The sequence below is a fragment of the Spirosoma foliorum genome (assembly GCF_014117325.1).
Lineage (GTDB): Bacteria > Bacteroidota > Bacteroidia > Cytophagales > Spirosomataceae > Spirosoma > Spirosoma foliorum.
Genome location: NZ_CP059732.1, coordinates 6,056,536 through 6,078,150, shown reverse-complemented (window position 1 = coordinate 6,078,150; position 21,615 = coordinate 6,056,536). Strand labels below are relative to the sequence as shown.

The 21,615-nt window shown below is 47.0% G+C and carries 17 protein-coding genes and 1 pseudogene; 5 read left to right on the top strand and 13 right to left on the bottom strand.

Annotated features, from left to right (window positions below; genetic code table 11):
* Nucleotides 1–167: 167 nt before the first annotated feature.
* Both scpA and H3H32_RS25640 read right to left on the bottom strand, forming a co-directional pair.
* Nucleotides 168–2,364: pseudogene (gene scpA, locus H3H32_RS25645) on the bottom strand (methylmalonyl-CoA mutase).
* 12 nt (nucleotides 2,365–2,376) lie between these two features.
* Entirely contained in the window at nucleotides 2,377–3,720 is a 1,344-nt protein-coding gene (locus H3H32_RS25640) for a methylmalonyl-CoA mutase family protein (RefSeq protein WP_182458605.1), read from the bottom strand.
* A gap of 303 nt (nucleotides 3,721–4,023) precedes the next feature.
* Here H3H32_RS25640 and dnaA point away from each other — a divergent pair, with 303 nt between their 5' ends.
* Nucleotides 4,024–5,433, top strand: coding sequence for a chromosomal replication initiator protein DnaA (dnaA, locus tag H3H32_RS25635; protein ID WP_182458604.1), 1,410 nt, complete (start codon nucleotides 4,024–4,026; stop codon nucleotides 5,431–5,433).
* 83 nt (nucleotides 5,434–5,516) lie between these two features.
* Complete coding sequence (locus tag H3H32_RS25630; RefSeq protein WP_182458603.1) at nucleotides 5,517–6,506, top strand: GNAT family N-acetyltransferase; 990 nt, start codon at nucleotides 5,517–5,519, stop codon at nucleotides 6,504–6,506.
* 474 nt (nucleotides 6,507–6,980) lie between these two features.
* Here H3H32_RS25630 and H3H32_RS25625 read toward each other — a convergent pair whose 3' ends face one another.
* Nucleotides 6,981–7,772, bottom strand: coding sequence for a DUF3108 domain-containing protein (locus H3H32_RS25625; protein ID WP_182458602.1), 792 nt, complete (start codon nucleotides 7,770–7,772; stop codon nucleotides 6,981–6,983).
* A gap of 30 nt (nucleotides 7,773–7,802) precedes the next feature.
* Nucleotides 7,803–8,849, bottom strand: a complete 1,047-nt coding sequence (locus tag H3H32_RS25620; protein WP_182458601.1) for an aminopeptidase — start codon at nucleotides 8,847–8,849, stop codon at nucleotides 7,803–7,805.
* Nucleotides 8,850–9,448: 599 nt separating this feature from the next.
* Between H3H32_RS25620 and H3H32_RS25615 the strand changes: the two genes are divergently transcribed.
* Nucleotides 9,449–9,880 (top strand): hypothetical protein, encoded by a 432-nt coding sequence (locus H3H32_RS25615; RefSeq protein ID WP_182458600.1) that lies wholly within the window; start codon nucleotides 9,449–9,451, stop codon nucleotides 9,878–9,880.
* A gap of 127 nt (nucleotides 9,881–10,007) precedes the next feature.
* Here H3H32_RS25615 and H3H32_RS25610 read toward each other — a convergent pair whose 3' ends face one another.
* The 7 genes from H3H32_RS25610 to H3H32_RS25580 all read right to left on the bottom strand — a co-directional run bounded on the left by H3H32_RS25610 (nucleotide 10,008) and on the right by H3H32_RS25580 (nucleotide 16,934).
* Nucleotides 10,008–10,649: a cysteine hydrolase family protein gene (locus tag H3H32_RS25610; protein WP_182458599.1), complete on the bottom strand. Its 642-nt coding sequence runs from the start codon at nucleotides 10,647–10,649 to the stop codon at nucleotides 10,008–10,010.
* Nucleotides 10,650–10,702: 53 nt separating this feature from the next.
* Nucleotides 10,703–11,986 carry a serine hydrolase domain-containing protein gene (locus H3H32_RS25605; protein WP_182458598.1) on the bottom strand — a complete coding sequence of 428 codons (1,284 nt, stop codon included), beginning with the start codon at nucleotides 11,984–11,986 and terminating at the stop codon, nucleotides 10,703–10,705.
* A gap of 89 nt (nucleotides 11,987–12,075) precedes the next feature.
* The gene (locus H3H32_RS25600; protein WP_182458597.1) at nucleotides 12,076–12,636 is read right to left on the bottom strand and encodes a GNAT family N-acetyltransferase; all 561 of its coding nucleotides are present in this window, start codon (nucleotides 12,634–12,636) and stop codon (nucleotides 12,076–12,078) included.
* Nucleotides 12,637–12,717: 81 nt separating this feature from the next.
* On the bottom strand, nucleotides 12,718–13,818 hold the full coding sequence (locus tag H3H32_RS25595) for a mandelate racemase/muconate lactonizing enzyme family protein (RefSeq protein ID WP_182458596.1): 1,101 nt from the start codon (nucleotides 13,816–13,818) through the stop codon (nucleotides 12,718–12,720).
* Between the two features lie 96 nt (nucleotides 13,819–13,914).
* Nucleotides 13,915–15,048, bottom strand: coding sequence for an amidohydrolase family protein (locus H3H32_RS25590; RefSeq protein WP_182458595.1), 1,134 nt, complete (start codon nucleotides 15,046–15,048; stop codon nucleotides 13,915–13,917).
* A 174-nt stretch (nucleotides 15,049–15,222) separates the two neighbouring features.
* Entirely contained in the window at nucleotides 15,223–15,702 is a 480-nt protein-coding gene (gene ispF, locus H3H32_RS25585) for a 2-C-methyl-D-erythritol 2,4-cyclodiphosphate synthase (RefSeq protein ID WP_182458594.1), read from the bottom strand.
* Nucleotides 15,699–16,934, bottom strand: coding sequence for a M16 family metallopeptidase (locus tag H3H32_RS25580; RefSeq protein WP_182458593.1), 1,236 nt, complete (start codon nucleotides 16,932–16,934; stop codon nucleotides 15,699–15,701). The genes ispF and H3H32_RS25580 overlap by 4 nt, the downstream gene beginning before the upstream one ends.
* Nucleotides 16,935–17,078: 144 nt before the next feature.
* Here H3H32_RS25580 and H3H32_RS25575 point away from each other — a divergent pair, with 144 nt between their 5' ends.
* Nucleotides 17,079–18,158 (top strand): hypothetical protein, encoded by a 1,080-nt coding sequence (locus H3H32_RS25575; protein WP_240543491.1) that lies wholly within the window; start codon nucleotides 17,079–17,081, stop codon nucleotides 18,156–18,158.
* Nucleotides 18,159–18,236: 78 nt separating this feature from the next.
* On the opposite strand, the gene H3H32_RS25570 is transcribed toward H3H32_RS25575, so the two are convergent.
* On the bottom strand, nucleotides 18,237–20,138 hold the full coding sequence (locus H3H32_RS25570; protein WP_182458591.1) for a DNA polymerase III subunit gamma/tau: 1,902 nt from the start codon (nucleotides 20,136–20,138) through the stop codon (nucleotides 18,237–18,239).
* A 134-nt stretch (nucleotides 20,139–20,272) separates the two neighbouring features.
* Here H3H32_RS25570 and H3H32_RS38310 point away from each other — a divergent pair, with 134 nt between their 5' ends.
* Nucleotides 20,273–20,476: a four helix bundle protein gene (locus H3H32_RS38310; RefSeq protein WP_182458590.1), complete on the top strand. Its 204-nt coding sequence runs from the start codon at nucleotides 20,273–20,275 to the stop codon at nucleotides 20,474–20,476.
* On the opposite strand, the gene H3H32_RS25560 is transcribed toward H3H32_RS38310, so the two are convergent.
* Entirely contained in the window at nucleotides 20,436–21,233 is a 798-nt protein-coding gene (locus tag H3H32_RS25560) for an ion transporter (RefSeq protein ID WP_182458589.1), read from the bottom strand. The two genes, H3H32_RS38310 and H3H32_RS25560, sit on opposite strands and share 41 nt — an antisense overlap.
* Nucleotides 21,234–21,615 lie beyond the last annotated feature (382 nt).

Sequence of the window (21,615 nt, the reverse complement as noted above, 5' to 3'; positions counted from 1 at the left end):
AAAAAGCCTATAGAAACTTAGTAACTAAGCTATCGTTTGTACTGCCGTATTGCCCAGCGGACCATGGCTCCCCCAAAAAACAAACTGGTGGATAACACAATTATTTGCCAAATAATGAGCCCCCAATCAGGCGATAGTAAATTCATTTAGTGTCTTAATTAGTAAGTCTACTCTTCTATTAATTCCGCTAAAATTTTCTGAGCGGCTACCGAAATCACCGTGCCCGGTCCGAAAACACCTTTGACACCAGCGTCGTACAGAAACTGGTAATCCTGCGCTGGAATCACCCCTCCGGCAATAACTAAAATATCGCCACGTCCGATTTTCTTTAATTCCTCAATCAGTTGTGGCACAAGTGTTTTGTGACCCGCTGCCAGACTCGATACACCCACGACATGAACATCGTTTTCTGCCGCCTGTCGGGCTACTTCGGCGGGTGTCTGGAAGAGTGGCCCCATATCGACATCGAAGCCCAAGTCAGCAAAGCTCGTTGCAATTACTTTGGCACCCCGGTCGTGTCCGTCTTGCCCCATTTTGGCAACCAGAATCCGTGGGCGACGACCGTCCAGTTCGGCAAAACGGTCACTCATTTCGCGGGCTAACCGGAAGTTTTCATCGTCGGATACTTCGGCAGAGTAAATACCCGACACCGCCCGAATCGTGGCTTTATGTCGGCCAAAGGCTTTTTCCATAGCGTCAGAAATTTCACCAAGTGTAGCCCGATGGCGAGCCGCTTCAACAGCAAGCGCGAGGAGGTTTTTAGCAGGGTTTCCCCCCTCTCCTTGTTTAAGGGGAGGGGCCGGGGGGTGGGGTAAACTGGGTTAAAGCCGCTTCCGTCAATGCAGCCAGCGCTAAATCCACACTCTCCTGATTTCGACTTTTCTTTACCTCGTTCAAGCGTTTTAACTGGCTTTCCCGGACGGCCTGATTGTCAATATCGAGCAGTTCAATCTGGGTTTCAGTTTCAGGTTTATAGCGATTGACGCCGACGATAACATCTTTTCCGGCATCAATACGGGCCTGCTTGCGGGCAGCCGCTTCTTCAATTCGAAGTTTGGGTAGTCCTGTTTCAATGGCTTTGGTCATGCCGCCTAGTTGCTCCACTTCTTCTATCAGCGCCCACGCTTTTTCAACCAATTCTTTCGTTAAATACTCAACGTAATAAGAGCCACCCCAGGGATCAACAGCGCGAGTAATATCGGTTTCGTGCTGTAAATACAACTGCGTATTGCGGGCGATGCGGGCCGAAAAATCAGTAGGCAAAGCTATGGCTTCATCCAATGAGTTTGTGTGCAGACTTTGTGTGCCACCTAACACAGCCGCAAGCGCTTCGATAACCGTCCGGGCGACATTGTTAAACGGGTCCTGCTCCGTTAAACTATAACCAGACGTCTGACAGTGGGTTCGTAAAGCCAGCGACTTCGGATTTTTCGGATCAAACTGCTTCACAATTTTCGACCAAAGCAATCGACCTGCCCGCAGTTTGGCAATCTCCATGAAGTGATTCATGCCAATGCCCCAGAAGAACGATAAACGAGGAGCGAATTCGTCGATACCCATACCGGCCCGCAAGCCTGTACGAATGTATTCAAGTCCATCGGCCAGCGTATAGGCTAGTTCGAGCTGGGCAGGGGCACCTGCTTCGTGCATGTGGTAGCCGCTGATGCTAATGGAATTGAATTTGGGCATATGCTGACTAGTGTAGGCGAAAATATCGCCAACGATGCGCATAGAGGGTTCGGGCGGATAGATGTAGGTATTCCGCACCATGAATTCCTTCAGAATGTCATTCTGAATCGTTCCTGAAAGCTTTTCGGGTGGGACGCCCTGCTCTTCGGCGGCTACAATGAAAAAAGCCATAATCGGCAACACGGCTCCGTTCATGGTCATCGATACCGACATCTGATCAAGCGGAATCTGATCGAAGAGAATTTTCATGTCTTCGACCGAGTCAATTGCTACACCAGCCTTACCAACATCGCCAACTACGCGCGGATGGTCGGAATCGTAACCCCGGTGGGTAGCTAAATCAAAGGCAACAGATAAACCTTTTTGCCCGGCAGCGAGATTACGTCGGTAGAAAGCATTCGACTCTTCAGCCGTCGAAAAGCCCGCGTACTGCCGGATAGTCCACGGCTGTCGGACGTACATACTGGCGTAGGGGCCCCGCAAAAAAGGTGGAATACCAGCCGCATAGTCCAAATGATCAGCATTAGCCACATCGGCGACTGTAAAATGCGGCTTTACGTTGATGCCCTCAGCGGTGGTATAGGCTGTTTGGCGCTGGGCGCTGGGCGTTGTGTTTGCCAATGCCTGGCTGCTTTCCGACAATGAATCTGGTATCGTGTTGAAATCGGGTCTCATGGCTTGTCGGGATTATTCAAACGCTTGGGCCAGGCGCCGGTCGGGTAATGAACCTGTACTTGAGTTGGCAGTGACGCTTTCTAAAGTTGTAGTGGCTTGGGTACCTGGCTCATCAAACCGGAACTTTGTAACGCCAACCAGCACCTTTCCACCACGAACCGCATCGACTTTTGCCTGATACGATTGATCGATTTCGCTGGCAATAAACCCAGCCGCAAATGCCTTCGCAAAGCCGCCCTGTTTTTCGACGTCTAGAAACAGGGTCCAGGCTGCTTCAGCTAATTGATGGGTCATCGTTTCGATGTAATACGATCCAGCTGATGGATCGGCAACCTTTGCCAAGTAACTCTCGTCTTTTAGTAGCAGCGACACGTTGCGGGCAATTCGCTCGGTAAACTCCTGGTTATCCGATTGCGCTAAAACGGTATTGTAGGGATGCACTGTCAATGCATCGCAACCGCCCATAACAGCGGCCATTGCTTCGGTAGTACCTCGCAGTAAATTGGTATAAGGGGTGGCTGTCGAATTGAAGAAGGTGGATGTTTGGGCGTGGATGAATAATTGATAATGACTAATGGATAATGAATAATGACTGACAAAGCGACTGTAAAGTACTCGTAGTGCACGGAGTTTGGCGATTTCCTGGAAATAGCTCGTGCCGACAGAAACGGAGAGGATTGTTTTAGGGACAAGTTGATCGATCGTCAACCCAGCATCTGTCAGTCGATCATAACTGTCAGCCAGCGAAGCCAGTGTAAAGGCTAACTCCTGAGTAGCAGTAGCGCCAGCATTGTGAAAGGCATGGCTACTGGCACAGATTGTTCGAAATTGGGGTGAGTCGGCGGTCAGGCGAGTTACCTCGGCCGTGGCATCGTTAGTGTCTATCAGTAAACCTCCTTTTAGTTGATAAGGAGCGATCATTTTCAAGGCATTTACTAGCTCAATGGTATTAAGATCTATTGTAGTGGCATTAAGACGGAAAAAGACGGGCGTTTCGCTTAGTTTTATTCCCTTGAGAAGTTGGGCAAAATCTGGTTTTTTAGACAGCGCAAGAACGAGCGAGTCTGCTCCACGATTAAGGTCGTCGCAGAGAACTGTATTATCAGCTTTTTCATTCGAAATCAATCGTTCGGGTGCATTGAGCCAGCCCGGAACCTGCTTCTGCGTTTCCTGAATCGAGGCTAATGGCAGATGGGTAAGTGCGTCACTAGTGTAGTAAGGTTCCTGGATAAACCCTTCGGCTGTGTGCCAGCGAAGACTCTCATAAGCCCCCTCATCTTTCAGCTCTTTCTGAACTTGTTTCAGCCAGGCAGATTGATCGGCAGGAGGAAATAACGATGAAAAAAGAGAGTCCATCAGATGCGTTGCGATGATTGAGAGTAAAAGTACATTTTTTATCTTTTCCAGGGAAAATTGTGCCCACTACCGCTTAATAAGTGTCTTCATTGCATTATTCAAAGGGATTTAAATCGCGCCTTGACGTTCCAACTGAATCGCGTAATTTTAGCTTAACATTGGGAGGGAAGACAGCGGTGCTCAAAAAAACCTGACATGGTCTGTATGGCCGGGTCAGATATTTTCCTGATATTTGTCTCCCTTTTTTGCGACCCCAACCGTAATACGAAATGTCTTCCCGTGAATATAACTACTCAGACCGGCATGCAGCGTGAAATAACGACGGTGTGGAATCGCTGTCTGGCTGTTATTCGGGATATTGTACCCGAGCAAAGCTTCAATACTTGGTTTGAACCCATTGTGCCTCTGCGGCTTAATGGGCATGTATTGACGATACAGGTACCCAGCGAGTTTTTTTACGAATGGCTTGAGGAGAACTTTGTGCACGCCCTGCGTAAAGCGCTTGACACGGCCATTGGACCTAACGGGCAGCTAGAATATTCGATTATCGTCGATAAGGGCAACGAACAAAACCGCCCGCTTACGGTAAACATACCAACAACGAAGTCGACACAAACGTCAAAACCTGATAATGTTAATCCTGATCTGATCAAAAGTCCGTTTGTTTTTAAAGATCTTGATTCATTAACGCTCGACTCCTACCTGAATCCGACCTATACGTTCGATAATTATGTGGAAGGCGATTGCAATCGGCTGGCGCGTTCGGCCGGTTATGCAGTTGCGGAACGACCAGGGGTTACTTCCTTCAATCCACTGATGATCTATGGGGGTGTTGGTTTGGGCAAAACGCACCTGGTGCAGGCAATTGGTAACTACATCAAGAATAACAACCAGAATAAGTTTGTTCTGTATGTTACTTCCGAGAAATTTACCAACCAGTTTCTGAATGCCGTTCGGAGTGACGGTATTCGGGATTTTACCTCGTTTTACATGCAGGTAGATGTGCTGGTGATCGACGATGTACAGTTTTTACAGAAAAAGGAAAAAACGCAGGAGATTTTCTTCCATATTTTTAACCACCTCCATCAGTCGGGCAAGCAAATCATTATGACTTCCGACCGCGCCCCGCGGGCACTGGACGGATTGGAAGACCGCTTACTGTCCCGTTTCAAATGGGGGCTTTCGGCCGATTTACAAACGCCCGATCTGGAAACGCGGATTGCCATTATTCAGAAGAAACTCCAGGCCGAAGGCATTTATATCGAGAACACGGTAATTGAGTACCTCGCTCATAGCGTCAACACAAACGTGCGCGAGCTGGAAGGCGTTATTGTCTCGCTGATGGCACAGGCGTCGCTGAACCGGCGCGACATCGACCTTGAATTGGCTAAACAAACCCTCCGCAATATCGTGGTCGACTCGGACCGGGAGGTTACCATCGATTCGGTACAGGAAGCCGTTGCCGATTATTTCAACGTGACCATTGCCGATCTGAAAGCCAAAAGCCGGAAGCGCGAACTGGTACACCCGCGGCAAATTGCGATGTATCTGGCCAAAGAGAAAACCGATCTATCGCTCAAATCCATTGGCTATCATTTTGGCGGCCGTGACCATAGCACGGTTATTCATGCGGTGCAAACCATCAGCGATCTTGTGGCCAAGCACGCCGAAACGCGCCACGCAATTGAAAAACTGAAAGCTCAGTTTAAATAGGGTTTTTGTCATGCTGACGCAGGAAGCATCTTAATGTATCCCAATTGATTCTTCAGAAAGTTTAAGATGCTTCCTGCGTCAGCATGACAAAAACGCTGAAAATCATTCCCCGCCACCAACTTAACGCTACGGCCTGGGATGCCTGTGTGGCCGCTTCTCCCCAGCGAATTTTATATGGCTATTCCTGGTATCTGGATGCCGTGTTACTATCTCCCGACTGGAAATGGGTTGGCCTTGTTTCGATAGATGAAGCTGGGCGTTACCGGGCCGTTATGCCTGTTCCATTGCGCCGGAAGCGTGTAGCCGGAATTGTTTCCCAATGGGTCGTCCATCAGCCATTCTTCTGCCAGTTTCTGGACGTTTTCAGTCTTGATGAATCCGTTGACTCAACCCCGTTTTTTCAATTGATGATTGAGACGTTTCGGTATGGCTCCGTTTACTGTACGCGCCAGCAATTCGATAAGCAACCCAATTCTACTTCTATTCGGAAGCTCACTACCCATACGCTCAACCTATCTTCTGGTTACTCGGCAATCTATCAAAACTACTCGCCCAACCGAAAAGCAAACCACCGTCGGGCGCAGCGTGAGTTTAGGGATAATCCAAACTGGGAAATGCTGGATTCGATAGACCCAGAACCACTCATAACCTTATTTCGAGAAAATCACGCGGGTACCATCGACGGAAGCGTGGCCGACTGGGCTTATGACATGTTTAGTATGCTCCTACGTGAATTGACTAAGCGCGGTTTAGCTACTTTACGTTATGCCCTGCATAATGGGCAGATTGAAGCTGGAGCCTTGTTTGTGCAGGAGGGCAATCGAATTATATACCTGTTCAATGCGGCTTCTGAGATTGGACGAAAAGCAAACGTCCGCACATTGTTGATCGATCAATTGATTCAGGAAAAAGCTGGTGAAACCTTCGTACTGGACTTTGAAAGCCCTACTAAATCATCAATTCGGGATTTCTATCAGAGTTTTGGTGCCATTGAAGAACCGTTCTGGACAATGCGCTGGAACCGGCTGACAGCTCTTGAGCGGGGACTTCTGAGGCTCAAAAAACGATTTTGATTACATTTTAGAAGCTAAAAGCCCCTAGTTTGTCATTCCGAGCGTAGAGAGGAATTTCAAGCTTGATTAACGTAAATTATTGCCGATTTACAAATAGCATAATACTAGTTTTTTGTCATCCCTCCTGGTGTCGGGATGACAAAAAACAATACTATAAATAGCTAACTATTAGTTAATAAACCCAGATTTTATCCATAATTCACGTTGAACCTGTTTAAACTTTTTACTTAACAGCGTTTTTGTCATCCCGACGCAGGAGGGATCTTTGGGTAAGCCTGTGAAATGACCCTCACCCGAAGATCCCTCCTGCGTCGGGATGACAAAAAACTCCAATTATGACTCGGCTACAGAAAGTTTAAACAGGTTCGTTAAATAATATGAAACTTGAGATTCCTCTCTGCGTTCGGAATGACAAAAAATAAAAAGGCGTGCCATGGTTTAAAACCGTGGCACGCCTTTTTTAGAAATAAAAGCTTAAAAAAACTTCAGCGGCTGTTTCAGGCCCGAGTTCTGTTTTAAATCCATAGCCATCGAGCCGATCCATAAATCGACTTCAACCTTAATTGGAATTTTATTCGCATCATCCGAAACGAAAATCCGGATCGATTCTTCTTCCTTAAACATGGCATTGCCCGGTGGTAACACGGGGTTCAGCTTGATCACGTTGATCTTACCACCTTTTGCCTTAATAACATCCTTACCCCGATACCGAACCTTCATATTATAGATGGTATCGTCGTAGAAGGCAGGCACTTCGATTATTTGGCCGCTACTAAGTTTGTTAAAATCGATCGTTCGTAGGAAGTAATAGCCGCTGATAAGATCATGAACGTTATCGGGCACTTTAAACACATCTTTCTCCGTGCGTTCTTCGGCTTTAACCGTATTCGCTTCGTGATTGAACGTGATGTTTTCTTCCTTCCGATATTTATTTTCCTGAAGGTTCGTATAAAACTTTTGGGGAAGAATGGCCGATGTGTCGATGTATGAGCGCCAGGTGTCGCGAACGCGAGTTACGAGATCAAAGGCCCCCACGGTACGGCCATCCACATTGACTCGATAGCAAGGGCGGTCGTTTACTTTATATAACGTTGGACTAACATCTACGACTGCTTCGGCCGCATTTATAAAGCCATAGTGAACCCGATATTCAATGTGTTCACCTGGTCCGAAACTGTTGTTAACCACGCGTCGATAGGTGTTCATAGCCATAAAACCCGTGCTAAGAACAGATAAAATACCGATGCCAATCAATAACTTCTTCATACTTCCAACTACCCGTTGACCGGGTTTTGTTTACAACGATGGATAGGTCTGTTTAAGGTATGTTAGATATTTTTTGAAATCTCCGCCAAACTGTTTCTCAAACTCCTGCCGAAAACGATTCTGTTGTTTCCGGTAAGTCAGGTACCCAATAAAATACGCATTATTGGGTAGGTTCAGTTTTGCAGGTTGCCGTTTTTTTACTGAACGTGTACTTGCTTTGCTTCGCTGATCGGTTAATGTATCTGATGAATCAACAATTTGACGAATAGTTTTCCACTTCAATGAATCTTTGACTACGACAGGCGTTGCCGGTTTAAACGACTTATACAAACTATCGAGCATTCGGGTTCCGCGCAAAATGTGTTCATCATAACGTTCATAAAACGCTTTAGTAGCCAGATAGTTCTGATACTGAACCGATGTCTTGCCATACTTCTGCGCCAGGAAGCGCAAAGCGCCGTATTCGCCGACAAAGTCGGCCAGATTTTCGTTATACTCCAGGCTGTTTTTCACAAACAACGTGCCATGCGTGAGTTCATGAATAATCAACTCGGCCAGACTACCTTCCGGCCTGTCCAGAAAGCTGGACAGAATCGGGTCATCTAAAAATCCTAATGTCGACCAGGCCGATACTTCACCAGTACGCGTATCCAATCCTTCCCGTTTCAAGTCTGCTACTGTCGAATCGGCTCGGTCTTTTTCAAAAAATCCTTTGTACGAAAACGTACCGAGAATTGGAAAGTGCCATTGTCTGGCAATGAGTTGGTACGGTTGAGCTGCCGTTACCACCCATAAAATAGGCTTTCCCTGCTGATCGTAAAACGATTCGTAACTTCCTGATTGATCCAAACCAAGCGAGTCTAAGGCAAAACGCTTGATTTCACGGATAAGTTCTATTTTCTTTTTCAACGAATCTGGGTACGCTGGGTTGGCCAATACATCGGCAACGGGTTGGGTATTCCATAGAATATGCAACTGGCCCTTTGCCTGCATCCAGCCGTAACTAACTAGCTCCCACTGCCAGACAATCAAAATAACCAAAACCCCTACAATGACAAGACCAATTTTTTTGAGCATAGGTTGGAAGCATTCACTAGAAATATTCGCAGCAAAAATAACGAACGATCTGCCTCGAATAAAGATAAAGTGCTATTGGCCGATACACTGTGAGGTAAAACGGAGCGTGGTTGGTTAGGTTGGCTTTGTTCTTACCAAATTACCGTCCAGATAGAGCGGGCTTATTGGTGTTTTCTTTGGCTGTTTTCTTGAGAAGAAGATCGACCACAATCAGCAAGACTTCTAAGGCGATATCCATGGCTTTTAGTATAGATTGAAAAGTTAACTAGATGAACGGGTCTATGTTTGTCAACCAAAGCTTCAACTTAAAATAGCCTACTTAACTAAGATGGTTCTAATATCAGAGGTTGTTTGGGAATTATCAATGCAAATAGATTTTGCGTTGACCGAAATCTAAGTAGCATACCATAGAGTCGTGCTTGCCATAACACGATCCTTAAGTTCTACTAGTTGCATTGTACTTAGCACCCTAACAGACCGAGGCACGATACTGTTATATGCTTGACTATAAGACATTTTAACAATAGAGCCTCTTTTTTACATGAATTAATTGAGGCTTTAGTTAATATTGCCGTCAGAATCGAATACAAATCAATCCTATGTCTGCCCGTAAAACCGTTTGCCTTTTAGCCCTACTACTTTCTATTCCCTTTTTAGCTTTGGCGCAAAAAGTAGCCAACTCAGAATTGGCCACCAAAGTAATCGACCTTTCTAATAAGACATTTCTTATTGGGGAGGAAGGTGATACCAGTAACGCCGGAAATGACTTACACCTTTTATTTCTTTTTTATAAAGACGGTGCTGCTACATTCCGAACAAAAAGAGGAGATAGAATCATTAAAGACAGCCCAATTAATTGGCGATTTATAGGAGACTCACTCTGTTTGCTACCTAGCTCAATTTCACTTCAAGCGGAAGGAAAAACGCAACTGATTGACCGTGAGTCAATGAAATATTCTATTGTAAAAACACCAAGCGGTTATATACTAAAAGGTAAAGACGATCAGATGTTTTTGGTAGAACAGAAATAAAGTTGTTTGATTAATCTGTTAAGTAGAGTTGCTTGTCAACCGATGCCCGAAAATTTACTGAATAGCCTAAGCTCGTTCGGTAACAAACGGGCTTAGGCTATTCAGTAAATCAGGTCTTGAGTTGCCTCTACGCTGAATACCCCCGCGTTTCGACTTCCTGAACGGCCTCACCCGTCAAATCATCCAAGAATTGACTGTGGGTCATTGGTTTCGAAAACATGGGGAAGTTTTTGGCGCAGGCAAATGCCTGTTCTTCTTCGCTCAAAGTGGCTGTGCAGTCGGTTAGGGTAATTACCTCGAAGCCTTTTTCGTAGCCGGAGCGCATGGTCGATTCCACACAGCAATTGGTCAGAAACCCACCCAGGGCAATGGTTTCGATCCCTTTGCTTCGTAAAATAAAGTCGAGGTTAGTGCTGGCGAAGGCGTCTAAACCACGCTTGCCTTCCAAAACAATATCACCAGACTGAGGGGCCAATGAGTCGATAATATCAACACCCCACGAGCCCTTTCGGAACGACTTGCTATCCACAACACCTTTCAGAATGCCGTACGGATGTTTCGTAATCTCAAAATACCCTTCCTGAAAACTAATGGGCGAGTGAATGATAATGGCACCCGCTTCGCGTGCTTTGGCAACAAGATCAAGCGTGTTGGCCAGCATGTTCGTTGAGTCCATAACACCTTTAACGGCATCGTGGAGGCTACCTCCTGGCGACGTAAAATCGTTCTGATATTCGATCAGGACAAGGGCGGTTTTTTGCGGATTCATAACAGTTCGTTTTTAGTGACAGACTGATAACGAAAGGAGCAGAAATCCCGTGTTTACTCCAACGCCTGATAGACCGCAATTCGGAATTTCTTTACAAAATCGCCGTAGTAGGCGTAAGGGTGCACATTGGTGAAAATCAGTAAAATAAGTTCTTCTTTCGGGTCGATGGTGAATTCGGAGCAATACATGCCTCCCCAATTATAGGACCCTGGCGAAGCTTGATCACCATATCGGGAGTTTTCGGTTATCAGCATAAAGCCAAGTCCGAACTTATCTTTTCGATCCCAGACTTCGGCGGCTCCAATCTGATTCCGAAGCATCATCTCGATCGTTTTACGGCCCAAAATTCGCTTATTGTTGAAGCTGCCGCCATTGAGCAGCATTTGGCACAATTTGGCATAATCTTCTACAGAACTAACCAAACCGGCTCCACCCGAGAAGAAGGTTTTCGCGCCCGACACGGCAAAGTTTCGATAAGCCTCGTTGCTATGTAGTGTCAAGGGCTTGTCCATACTCGACTTGCTGTATAACTCAACCAACCGATTGGCTTTGCTATCGGGTAAATAGAAGTAGGTGTCGGTCATACCGAGTGGGTCGAGCACTCGTTCGCGCATGGCTACATCAAAGGGTTTGCCTGACAGGATTTCAACCAATCGCCCGAGAATATCGACGTTAAGCCCATAGGTAAAACCCGCACCCGTTGAATCCGTACCGGGATCACGGAGAAGTGGACGGGTAGCCAGTTTGTTGATAACGTCTTCGAGTTTGTCGGGTGCAGTGGAGTTGAAAAACGGAACCTTGAACTCGGGCCGTTGATCGAGTGGGTGTTCGTAGGGCAGACCGGCGTTATGACTCAATAATTGCCGAATCGTGATTTCACTTTTTGCCGGACGCGTTTCGTACTTCCCACCAACGGGGTCTTTTTTGTCGTAACTGACCAGCACTTTCGGATTCTTAAAAGCCGGAATGTACTTCGAGATGGGATCATCCAACAGAAACTTCTCTTCTTCGTACAGCGTCATCAACGTTACGGTCGTGATGGCTTTCGACTGCGAAGCAATGCGGTATAAATCATCCCGTTTTAGGGGCGTTTTCTTGGCCAGATTACTGTACCCGAATGCTTTGTAATGAACAATCTTGCCGCGATGGGCCACGAATGTTACGGCATTAGGGGCAATATCTTTGTCGATTAGGTCTTGCAGCCAGGTGTCCAGCCGTTTCAATCGGTCGGCAGAAAAGCCAGCGTCGGCGGGTGATTTGGCGGGTGTAAACGTTTGGGGAAGAGGCTGCGCGAAGAGCGAAGTAGAGACAAGGAGGAAAAGTAAGAGTAGGCGCATGTGGCTTCAAGTTTAGGCTGGGCCAAGCTCTGGCTTGGCCCGTTTTACTATTCACTTTCTTCGGCCAAGCCAGAGCTTGGCCCAGACAGTCACTTCTGAAAATCCCAGGATACGACTACCCAGGTTTCGCCAATGGTGGGGTCGAAAAACTCGTGGAGTGATTCGAATCCAACCCGATTGTGCGCCCGTAATGAGCGGGTGTTGTTCGCCGAAATATCAGTGATCAATAATTGATAGCGATCGCCATAAACTTCCCGATGGTGTTGAAACATGCGATCGAAAATGCGCTGACCCCGATAGCCATCTGCCACACAAACCTGCCCCATTACATACCAGGGATAATCCTGTATGGGTTTTTCGTTGTAAGTCAGCGTATTGACAAGCGCAAAAAGTGGCAATAACTCTGGCACATCGGTGCCAAATTCAGGGAGCATGGTGAGAGCATAACCGACAACGGTATCACCATCTTTGGCAATGATACTCGGAGCAGCCTGATTCATTCGGGTGAGTACCTGCGGATCATGCTCAACCGTTACAAACCCCTGATCGACTTGCACATCAAGGGGTACGTTTTTGCGCAAATTGGCTTGTTGAAGGGATAAAATTCCCTGCACATCGGCAACTGACTGAACGGTGGTAATCGAAATCATGAAAAATCAATTGATAATGAATAATGGATAATGGGTGTCGAAAGACATTATCCATTCTACCGCACGGGCGGCCCCGATTATTCATTGTACATTAATCACACTACATTTCTTGAGAAAAGCGGAATCTACTTCGGCACCAATGCCGGGTGTTTCGGGGAGTTCAATCTGGTAGCCGTTATAGGTGATTCCCCCGTATACAGGGTCTTCTGCATGTTCAAAACAGGCATCCAGATCGTAGAAACGCACATTTTGTCGAGCTGACGCAAAATGAGCATTGGCCGTTAAGGCTAACCGCGACTCCGACATACAGCCAATCATACAGGGAATCTCGGCGGCTTCGCCAATAGCGTTAATTTTAAGGGCTTCAAAAATCCCTCCGCTTTTTGAGAGTTTGATGTTGAAATAATCAACTGCTTCCTCTCGCACAAGCCGTATGGCATCGGGGGCGTCGAACAGACTTTCATCGGCCATGATAGGGACGGTTGTTTTCTGCCGAATTTGACGTAAGCCCGCAATGTTGTGCTTTTTAATGGGCTGCTCGCAATACTGGACATTCCAATCACCGATGGCGCGCAACACACCCGTAGCTGTTACAACGTCCCACCCCTGGTTGGCATCGGTACGAATGGGAGTGGCATCACCAATCGCTTTCCGAATGGCTTCTACACGAGCAATATCGTCGCGTAAGTTGGTGCCAAGTTTTACCTTAATGGCTTCGGCACCTTTCACCTGAATCCGTAAGGCATCCTCAACCATACGCTCGGGCGTATTGATGTAAATGGTTTCGTCGGTTACGAGCGTCCGTTTTTCACCACCAAGAAATTGGTAAAGTGGCATTCGGGCTGCTTTGGCCGCAATGTCATACAAGGCCATGTCGAAGGCCGAGCGGGTAGTAGGGTGGGCGGGTAGGTAGCGCGTTAAGCTATTGAGACACCCCTCAATATTGAGCGGATCAGCGCCAACCAGCAAACGGGCCATATCATTCGCAGCCGCTAGTCCTGATGCCTGCGTTTCACCCGCAATCATCCACAAATGCGATCCTTCGCCCCAACCCGTAATGCTTTCATCAGTCTGAATCTCGACCAATATGTTGCGGGCATTGTCAATCGTACCGAGCGAAATGGCAATAGGTGCTTTGAGCGGAATGTCGTAGCGATAGAGGTTGATTTGAGTAATTTTCATTGGGATTTAAACACAGAGGAAACGGAGTTTTCACGGAGTTAACGGAGGATCTCTGTATTCTCCATGAGATCTCCGTTAACTCCGTGTTTAAGAACGCTAATTTGGGAATTGGCTCTTATCCAGGCCGGGAATAATGCGGAGGGCGTTTTTATAATACACCTTCTTCAGCACTTCATCGGGTAAGCCCATGCCATACATCCGCCAGAACGCGTGATACTTTTTGTGGTACGGAAAATACTCGTCATCGGTTTCAAGGACGCGGAAATAGGTGGCATATTCCGATGGAACCCAGCTATCTTTTCCAAATAGAATTCGATCCTGATACTTCTCAAAAAACTTCCGGCTGGCGCGTGGCTGACGGCCCAATTCGGCAATTACTGCCCCAATCTCAACATTCATGTTCGGAAACACTTTCATCAAACTGTCGAGCTTGGTCAGATCATTCGGATACCAACCCATGTGGGCAGCAATGAATACTGTTTTTGGGTGCTTGCGGAATACATTGTGTTGCTCGGCGATGAGTTGCTCCCAGGGGACAGGATCATTTGGTGAGCGTTTGCGACCCGCATGAAGTTTTAGCTCTAGCCAGCGTTCGTTGTAGCGATCCATTGGGTCCCAGAACGATTTTGGATCGGCCGTGTGAATCAGAACGGGAATGCCCAATTCGCCACACTTCGCCCAGACGGGATCAAGGCGCGGATCATCGACCCGGACGCGATTGCCTTTATCATCTTTGACATTAAGCCCCAGGTTTTTATAAATCTTCAGGCCTTTGGCACCCTTCTTTACGTCTTCTTCGAGCATTTTCACCGCCTGCGCTGTCCAGCCTTTATCATTCACATCCGAAAAATTAAGGTTTGTAAACAGGGCTATTCGCTTGGGATAGTTTTTCTGGACGTTCGCCAAAGCACTTGTGAAAAACTTAGTGCTTTCAGTTTCGCTACTACTGAAGCCACGTCCGCTGAGGTTAATCATCATCCCCATGTTCAGGACGTCCATTTGAGCAACGAGCTTGCTTAAATCCTCATTATCCATCTGATACTGATGATTGTGCACATCGATAAATGGATATTTTGAACGCGTCAGTTTGTGCTCTGGCACCTTTAGGGTCGAAACTGGATCATATTCCTCAAAACCCAACGGTTCGGCGGGTTGATTCGGCTTGGCGGGCTGGCCACAGGCAACGACTCCTAGTAAAAGGAAGGCTGGAAGGTAAAGCAGGTTTTTCATAAAGAGGCTGTATTAAACAATGGAACGCAGATTGTTATGATGCCAATGATTGATTAAGATTTTTGAAATTGAAAATGATCAAAATTGACTATTTCTTGGCAGTGATAGCACCTATTCATTAGTGAGCTAGCATTAAATCATAACCTAACCCTATGGATCATAAAAATCTACGGTCTAATCCTTAAATATAAGCGCTACGCAGTGAGCGGCAATACCTTCGCCCCGGCCAACAAAGCCAATGTGCTCCGATGTGGTGGCTTTTATCGAAATATCGTCTTCTGGAATGGCCATTACCTCCGCCAGACAGGTCTTCATAGCCGGAATGTGCGGGTTCAGTTTGGGTTCCTGTAAGACTACCGTTACGTCTACATTGGAGATTTCATAGCCCGCGCCCCGCACCATTCGGAGTACTTCCGCCAGCAAAAGCTTACTGTCTACACCTTTCCAGCGTGGGTCCTTGTCCGAAAAATGATAGCCGATATTGCGCATGTTTGCGGCCCCCAACAGAGCGTCGCACAAAACATGGCAAACTACATCGGCATCGGAGTGGCCTACTGGCCCGAACGTACTTGGAATCTGAATGCCACCCAACCAGAACGGCCGGCCTTCCTCAAGCCGGTGAACATCGTACCCTTGTCCTACGCGAATTTTCATGCCGTTCGATAATACAAAGTCGAACAATTATCCTTCCGAAGTACCTGCTGGGCCACCGCCTGAATGTCATCCGATGTGACAGCCTGAATTTGGGCGGCTTCCTGGTTGACTAAGTCTGGGTTGCCAGAATTAGCGGCATAAGCCAGATTCATAGCCCGGTTTAGAAGTTCAACTTCCGAGAAAGCGTGCGTAGCTTCTCCCTGATTTTTTACTTTGGTTAGTTCCTCGTCGAGTACCGGCTGACTGATGAACTCCTCTACAACAGCTTCTACAGCAGCATCCGCTTCTTCGAGCGAAACGCCTTTGTTAAGATTCCCCTGTACAATTAGCAAACCGGGATCAATGGAAGCGGTTACGTAGGCATTTACACTGCTAAACAAGGGGTTCCCTCGTAAGAGCTGCTGGTACAGTCGCGACGATTTACTCCGGCCCAGTATGTCGCTCATTAGGTCGACCGTGTGAAAGCCAGCATCAAAACGTCCGGGCATATGGTAGGCTTTGTATAACCCGTTAAGCGGTACTTTCGCTGAAGTTTCCTCCTTGCGGGCTTCCGTTTGCCTGGGCTCTACAGGGAGTTGACGGATGTAAGGAGCACCAGCCGGAATAGGGGCGAACCACTTGGCACACAGCTGTTTTACCTGCTCCACTGTGACGTTGCCAGCCACGACCAGAATAGCATTGTTGGGCAGGTAATATTTAAAGAAAAACGATTTTACATCGTCCAGCGTCGCGTCTTCAATATGGCTGATGTCTTTTCCAATCGTTGCCCAACGATAGGGGTGTTGTTTATAAGCCAACGGACGAAGCTTGAGCCATACATCGCCATAAGGCTGATTCAGGTATCGCTGCTTAAACTCTTCAATCACCACTTTCTGCTGCACATCCAACACCGTTGGGTCGAAGGAAAGGCTGAGCATCCGGTCTGATTCGAGCCAGAAGGCAGTCTCCAGATTGGCGGCAGGCAAGGTGATATAATAGTTGGTAATATCGGGGCTGGTAAAGGCGTTATTCTCGCCACCAACTTTCTGCAAGGGTTCGTCGTAGCTGGGAATATTGCGCGAGCCACCGAACATCAAATGCTCAAATAAGTGGGCAAAGCCTGTTTTGTTGGGGTCTTCATCGCGTGAACCAACATTATACAGAATATTAACGGCGGCCATTGGCGTAGATGCGTCTTCGTGAACGAATACCCGCAGGCCATTATCTAAAACAAACTGTTCGTAATGAATCATTAGTAGAAGTAAGAATCTTTTGCGTAAAGCCCTTGTTAGATAATACGCATCAAACAAAAGTACAGTTCCGGCTGTATAGAATCAAACAACGTTCTTGCGTCTACCACTTTGTCCATTCTGAAAAATATCTTCCTGAGTTTAATCTTGCTCTGTTTACCAATATTGGCCTCGGCGCAGGTTATCAATGATCCCGTTGTCCAGCAAGCCATTGTGAAAACGCTCGATCACATCTATAATCTTGAGTTTGCGGATGCCGATGCGCTGATTCGGCAACTTCAGTCTAAGTATCCCCAACACCCGATTGCTCTGATTTTACGAGCTACGCAACTGGATATTCAAAACTTGCCTTTAGCTGAAAATAAAGTGGCTACCGCTCAGTTTGAGCAATCGGTTGATCAGGCATTACGGTTGTCGAAAAAGATGCTTGCCAAAAATGAAGAAGACCCTGAGGCCGTCTTTTTTATGCTGACCTGTCATAGTTATCTGGCAGCGCTCTATCATAATCAGGGGGAATCGCTAAAGGCCGTTGGGGAATCGAAAAAGGCGTATAATTATTTGCGGGATGGGATGAAATTGATGGATAAAAACCCAGATTTCTACTTCACAACCGGGCTTTACAATTACTACGTTGAGCGTTATCCGATTGACCATCCAATCGTTAAGCCGTTCATGTTTTTCTTTGCTGATGGCGACATTGCCCTGGGAATCAAGCAAATGGATATATCGACTCGTAAAGCTGTATTTATGCGTCCGGTATCCAATTACTATCTGGCTCACCTGTTGATGAAGCACGAAACGAAGCCAGCACAGGCCGCGATTTACGGGAAATATCTGGTCGAGAAATACCCCAACAATCCACTGTTTGCCATGACCTATGCTGAATCGCTGTTGCTGTCAGGTCGTTACGTTGAAGCTCGACCTTATGTGCAACGACTGAAGCAGATGCCCAACAAATTAGTCCCGCTGGCCTTTCACACCTTTAGTGGGATGCTGGCCGAACTGGCGGATAAAGACGATAAAGAGGCCGCTGAATCGTATGAGACGGCCCTTAAATATCCAGCGAATGAGGCTTATACGAAGGAGTATCGCGCGTTTGCCTATGCTGGTTTAGCGCGTATCGCTGCTCGCGCCAATAATCATAATCAGGCCCGCGCCTACTATAAAAAAGCGCTTTCCGAAGGAGAATATAAATCGTTGATTAAAGAAGCGAAGGCGTATAAATGATAAATGATGTAGGGTGTATGATATAGGATGTATGATGTATTTCGCGTTAGTCATACATCATACATCCTATATCATACATCAATAATCCACTTCCAGATTCAACACTTTTCTCAACTCGTGCAGGGCTGGGTTTTTCTCGGCGAGGTAGTTGTATTTGTCCTGTGAGCTGTAGATCATTTTCTTCACTTCCTGGATAACTACCTCATGTTCAATCTTAATCTGACTGTTCTGGAGTTCACTACGGAGGTAGCCCAATAGTTCAGGTTTCAATTCGGTTAGGAAATCGACCTGTAGCGTATTGTCGAGTTTGAGGTGGATGGTTGTGCCGTCGAGAACCAGATCACGATTCAATACAACCTGCTCGGTCGTAATATCACTTTTCTCACGCCGAATTCTGGCAAATGCGATCCAGGCTTCTTGCAACTCTTCAAATTCAAACTTCTTATCGGGGCGATTCTGCGTTTGGACAACTGGTCCTTCGTCCACATCAGCCACTGGCTGAACAGGCCCCGACGTCAGGGCAACTGTTGTGCGTAGGCGACTGCTAGCTGGCCGTGTTGGTAGAATTGGCTTCGGTTTGGGCGCGGGTTCCGATTGCCCAATTGTACTTACGGGTGCCATTGCCGTTGCTACGCCGTTTGTGCCTGTTGCCTGCCCAGTTGATTTGACAGTTCCGTTCGTTGCTGCTCCGTTGGTAGGGGCCGTAGTTTGATAGCCATTCACGGGTTCGCTCGTGATGGGATGGCTTTCGGTTAGCTGGTTGTTTTCAGGCGGTGACTGGGGACTGGCGTTTTTTTTTTCAGCGATCAGTTGACCGACTGTACTCGTTTCTCCACTGTGTGTGCCATTGAGCGATAACTCAGGAAGCGCTTCCCAGTTAAGCAGGTTCCGCAGATTAGCCAGCTTCATCAACCACAGTTCTGTGTGTAGCCGCTGATCTTTCGCCTGCTTATAATTCATATCGCACTGACCACCAAGGCTCAAGGCCGACAATAAAAACGACATCGGCGCACGAGACGACTGGTCGAGGTATTGCCGACGGACGTTTTCGGTTACCTGTAGCAACTGAACTGTAGCGGCATCTTTGCACACCAACAAATCGCGGAAGTGTCGGCATAAGCCAACCACAAACTGATGGCCGTCGAAACCCTTTCTCAGAATTTCATCGACGGTCAGCAAGCTCTGAGGGAGATTGCCTGCGAGTAATAGATCGGTTAGTTTGAAATAATAGTCGTAGTCGAGAATGTGCAGGTTGTCCAGCACTTCCTTATACCGAATGATCCGGTCGGCGGCAAAGGTTACGTTCAGGTCGAACATCGACAAGGCATCGCGTAAACCACCGTCGGCTTTTTGGGCAATCAGGTCGAGCGCTTCCGTTTCGGCAGTGATTCCTTCTTTCTCCGCAATCTTCGCGAGGTGATTGGCAATGTGCCCCGGCTGAATCCGGTTGAAGTCAAAGATCTGACAGCGCGACAGAATCGTTGGCAGAATTTTATGCTTCTCCGTGGTAGCCAGAATAAAAATGGCATAGGAGGGAGGCTCTTCCAGCGTTTTCAGGAATGCGTTGAAAGCCGCCGACGAGAGCATGTGCACCTCGTCAATAATATAGATCTTGTATTTACCCGATTGGGGTGGGTAGCGAACCTGATCGATCAGATTACGGATATCTTCAACCGAGTTATTCGATGCCGCATCCAGCTCATGGATGTTAAATGAAGCATTCTGACTGAAGCTCACACACGATTCGCACTGGTCGCAGGCTTCGCCTTCGGCCGTCAGGTTTTGACAGTTGATTGTCTTGGCCAGAATCCGGGCACAAGTTGTTTTACCAACCCCCCGCGGTCCGCAAAACAGGAATGCCGACGCTAAGTGGTTGGTTTTGATTGCATTCTTAAGTGTGGTAGTAATGTGCTCCTGACCCACGACGGTATCGAAGGTAGCGGGACGGTACTTGCGGGCCGAGACCACGAAATTTTCCATATCCAAAGTTAGCACGACTAGGGCGGAAAGGCAAAAGGTATTTAGTGAAGTGGGTGGAGTAAGTGGAGTAGATCTAATGGGTGGAGTAGGTGAAATAAGTTATTTGCTTACTCTTCTCTTATACTTCATGGAACGTGAAAATAGCAGCGGTTTTTGAAGAATTGATTGTCTGGCAGGAAGCCCGAAAATTTAGACAGACTATTGATTTACTCGTAAAATCATTCCCTGCTGATGAACGCTACCGTTTGGTAGATCAACTTATTCGAGCTATCACTGACTCCACCAACACCTACTCCACTAAATCTCTTTCCCGCAATGTGGACATACTTTCCGCCTAGGAGTTTTGTGCTCGCGGATGTGCTCATTGAAGCCGGATACCAGAATACCCGTTGGCAAGGCAAACAGACCAATGCCTACAATCGCGGTGACGCCACCCAGTAGTTTTCCTAAAGGCGTGATTGGGTGAATGTCGCCGTAACCAACGGTTGTCATGGCCGTGACGCCCCACCACATGGTTGCCGGAATACTCGAAAACTTATCAGGCTGGGCCGGATGCTCGACGTAATACATCACACTCGACACAATAATGAGCATGAAAATAACCAGCATCGTGCTGAGTACCAGTTCTTCCTTCTTTTCCTGAACTACATTCTGAATCAGGCGGAACGCATGCGAGTAACGTGAAATTCGGAACAGCCGGAAAATTCGGAACAAACGTAAAATCCGAACGATGGCCAGATCGGTTGCGAACAGCGAGAAGTAGAACGGAAAAATGGCCAGCATATCAATCAGGGCGCTGGTCGAAAAGATATAGCGTAACCGTCCCCAGAACCAATGATGGTATTTTTCATTCTCAACACTTACCCAGACGCGCAGCAGGTATTCAATGGTAAAGAAACCTACGGAGAACAATTCGAAGTCGGTGAATAATTTGGCAAACCGCTGGTTATATTCAGGTACTGTATGAAGAACGATGGCAATAGCATTCAACGTAATAATGGTAATCAAAATCAGGTTAAATGCCAGACTTAGACCCCGGCGTTTACCTGCCGAAGTTTCGAGGATACGGTAGAGCGATTTACGGAAGTGTAGCATGTTTAAGTACGGTCGGTAGGAGTGCAAGCTACTCGCTAAAATCGGAACTTGCCATTAAGACGTTAATAAAGCCGATTAGGTAATTATGGATGCCTCCGTTATCGTGACTGCCTGATTTTTAGCGATGTAACGATATTGCATTTAACGATTAATAAATATGTTTTGACCACTGACGAACTATCCTGAAAAAAATCCGTTATTTTATTGCAAGACCCGGATAATCTCTCTAACATTGTCCGCGTTTTCGCACAAACCAATGGCAAAGCTCGTCTACATACCGACCTTCTTCCATACTACGCCATTTCGGTTTAGGTCCGAAAGGACTATATCTATTTGTTTGCCTATGCGGTAAACTTTTTCCGTCTTTTTTCTCGTTTTATTT

What these genes read in the sequence shown, in the direction of transcription:
- H3H32_RS25560 (WP_182458589.1), bottom strand. Translation starts at nt 21,233, where the DNA reads ATGCTACACTTCCGTAAATCGCTCTACCGTATCCTCGAAACTTCGGCA.
- H3H32_RS25605 (WP_182458598.1), bottom strand. Translation starts at nt 11,986, where the DNA reads ATGCGCCTACTCTTACTTTTCCTCCTTGTCTCTACTTCGCTCTTCGCG.
- ispF (WP_182458594.1), bottom strand. Translation starts at nt 15,702, where the DNA reads ATGAAAATTCGCGTAGGACAAGGGTACGATGTTCACCGGCTTGAGGAA.
- dnaA (WP_182458604.1), top strand. Translation starts at nt 4,024, where the DNA reads ATGCAGCGTGAAATAACGACGGTGTGGAATCGCTGTCTGGCTGTTATT.
- H3H32_RS25615 (WP_182458600.1), top strand. Translation starts at nt 9,449, where the DNA reads ATGTCTGCCCGTAAAACCGTTTGCCTTTTAGCCCTACTACTTTCTATT.
- H3H32_RS25625 (WP_182458602.1), bottom strand. Translation starts at nt 7,772, where the DNA reads ATGAAGAAGTTATTGATTGGCATCGGTATTTTATCTGTTCTTAGCACG.
- H3H32_RS25620 (WP_182458601.1), bottom strand. Translation starts at nt 8,849, where the DNA reads ATGCTCAAAAAAATTGGTCTTGTCATTGTAGGGGTTTTGGTTATTTTG.
- H3H32_RS25570 (WP_182458591.1), bottom strand. Translation starts at nt 20,138, where the DNA reads ATGGAAAATTTCGTGGTCTCGGCCCGCAAGTACCGTCCCGCTACCTTC.
- H3H32_RS25640 (WP_182458605.1), bottom strand. Translation starts at nt 3,720, where the DNA reads ATGGACTCTCTTTTTTCATCGTTATTTCCTCCTGCCGATCAATCTGCC.
- H3H32_RS25610 (WP_182458599.1), bottom strand. Translation starts at nt 10,649, where the DNA reads ATGAATCCGCAAAAAACCGCCCTTGTCCTGATCGAATATCAGAACGAT.
- H3H32_RS25590 (WP_182458595.1), bottom strand. Translation starts at nt 15,048, where the DNA reads ATGAAAAACCTGCTTTACCTTCCAGCCTTCCTTTTACTAGGAGTCGTT.
- H3H32_RS25600 (WP_182458597.1), bottom strand. Translation starts at nt 12,636, where the DNA reads ATGATTTCGATTACCACCGTTCAGTCAGTTGCCGATGTGCAGGGAATT.
- H3H32_RS25630 (WP_182458603.1), top strand. Translation starts at nt 5,517, where the DNA reads ATGACAAAAACGCTGAAAATCATTCCCCGCCACCAACTTAACGCTACG.
- H3H32_RS25580 (WP_182458593.1), bottom strand. Translation starts at nt 16,934, where the DNA reads ATGATTCATTACGAACAGTTTGTTTTAGATAATGGCCTGCGGGTATTC.
- H3H32_RS25595 (WP_182458596.1), bottom strand. Translation starts at nt 13,818, where the DNA reads ATGAAAATTACTCAAATCAACCTCTATCGCTACGACATTCCGCTCAAA.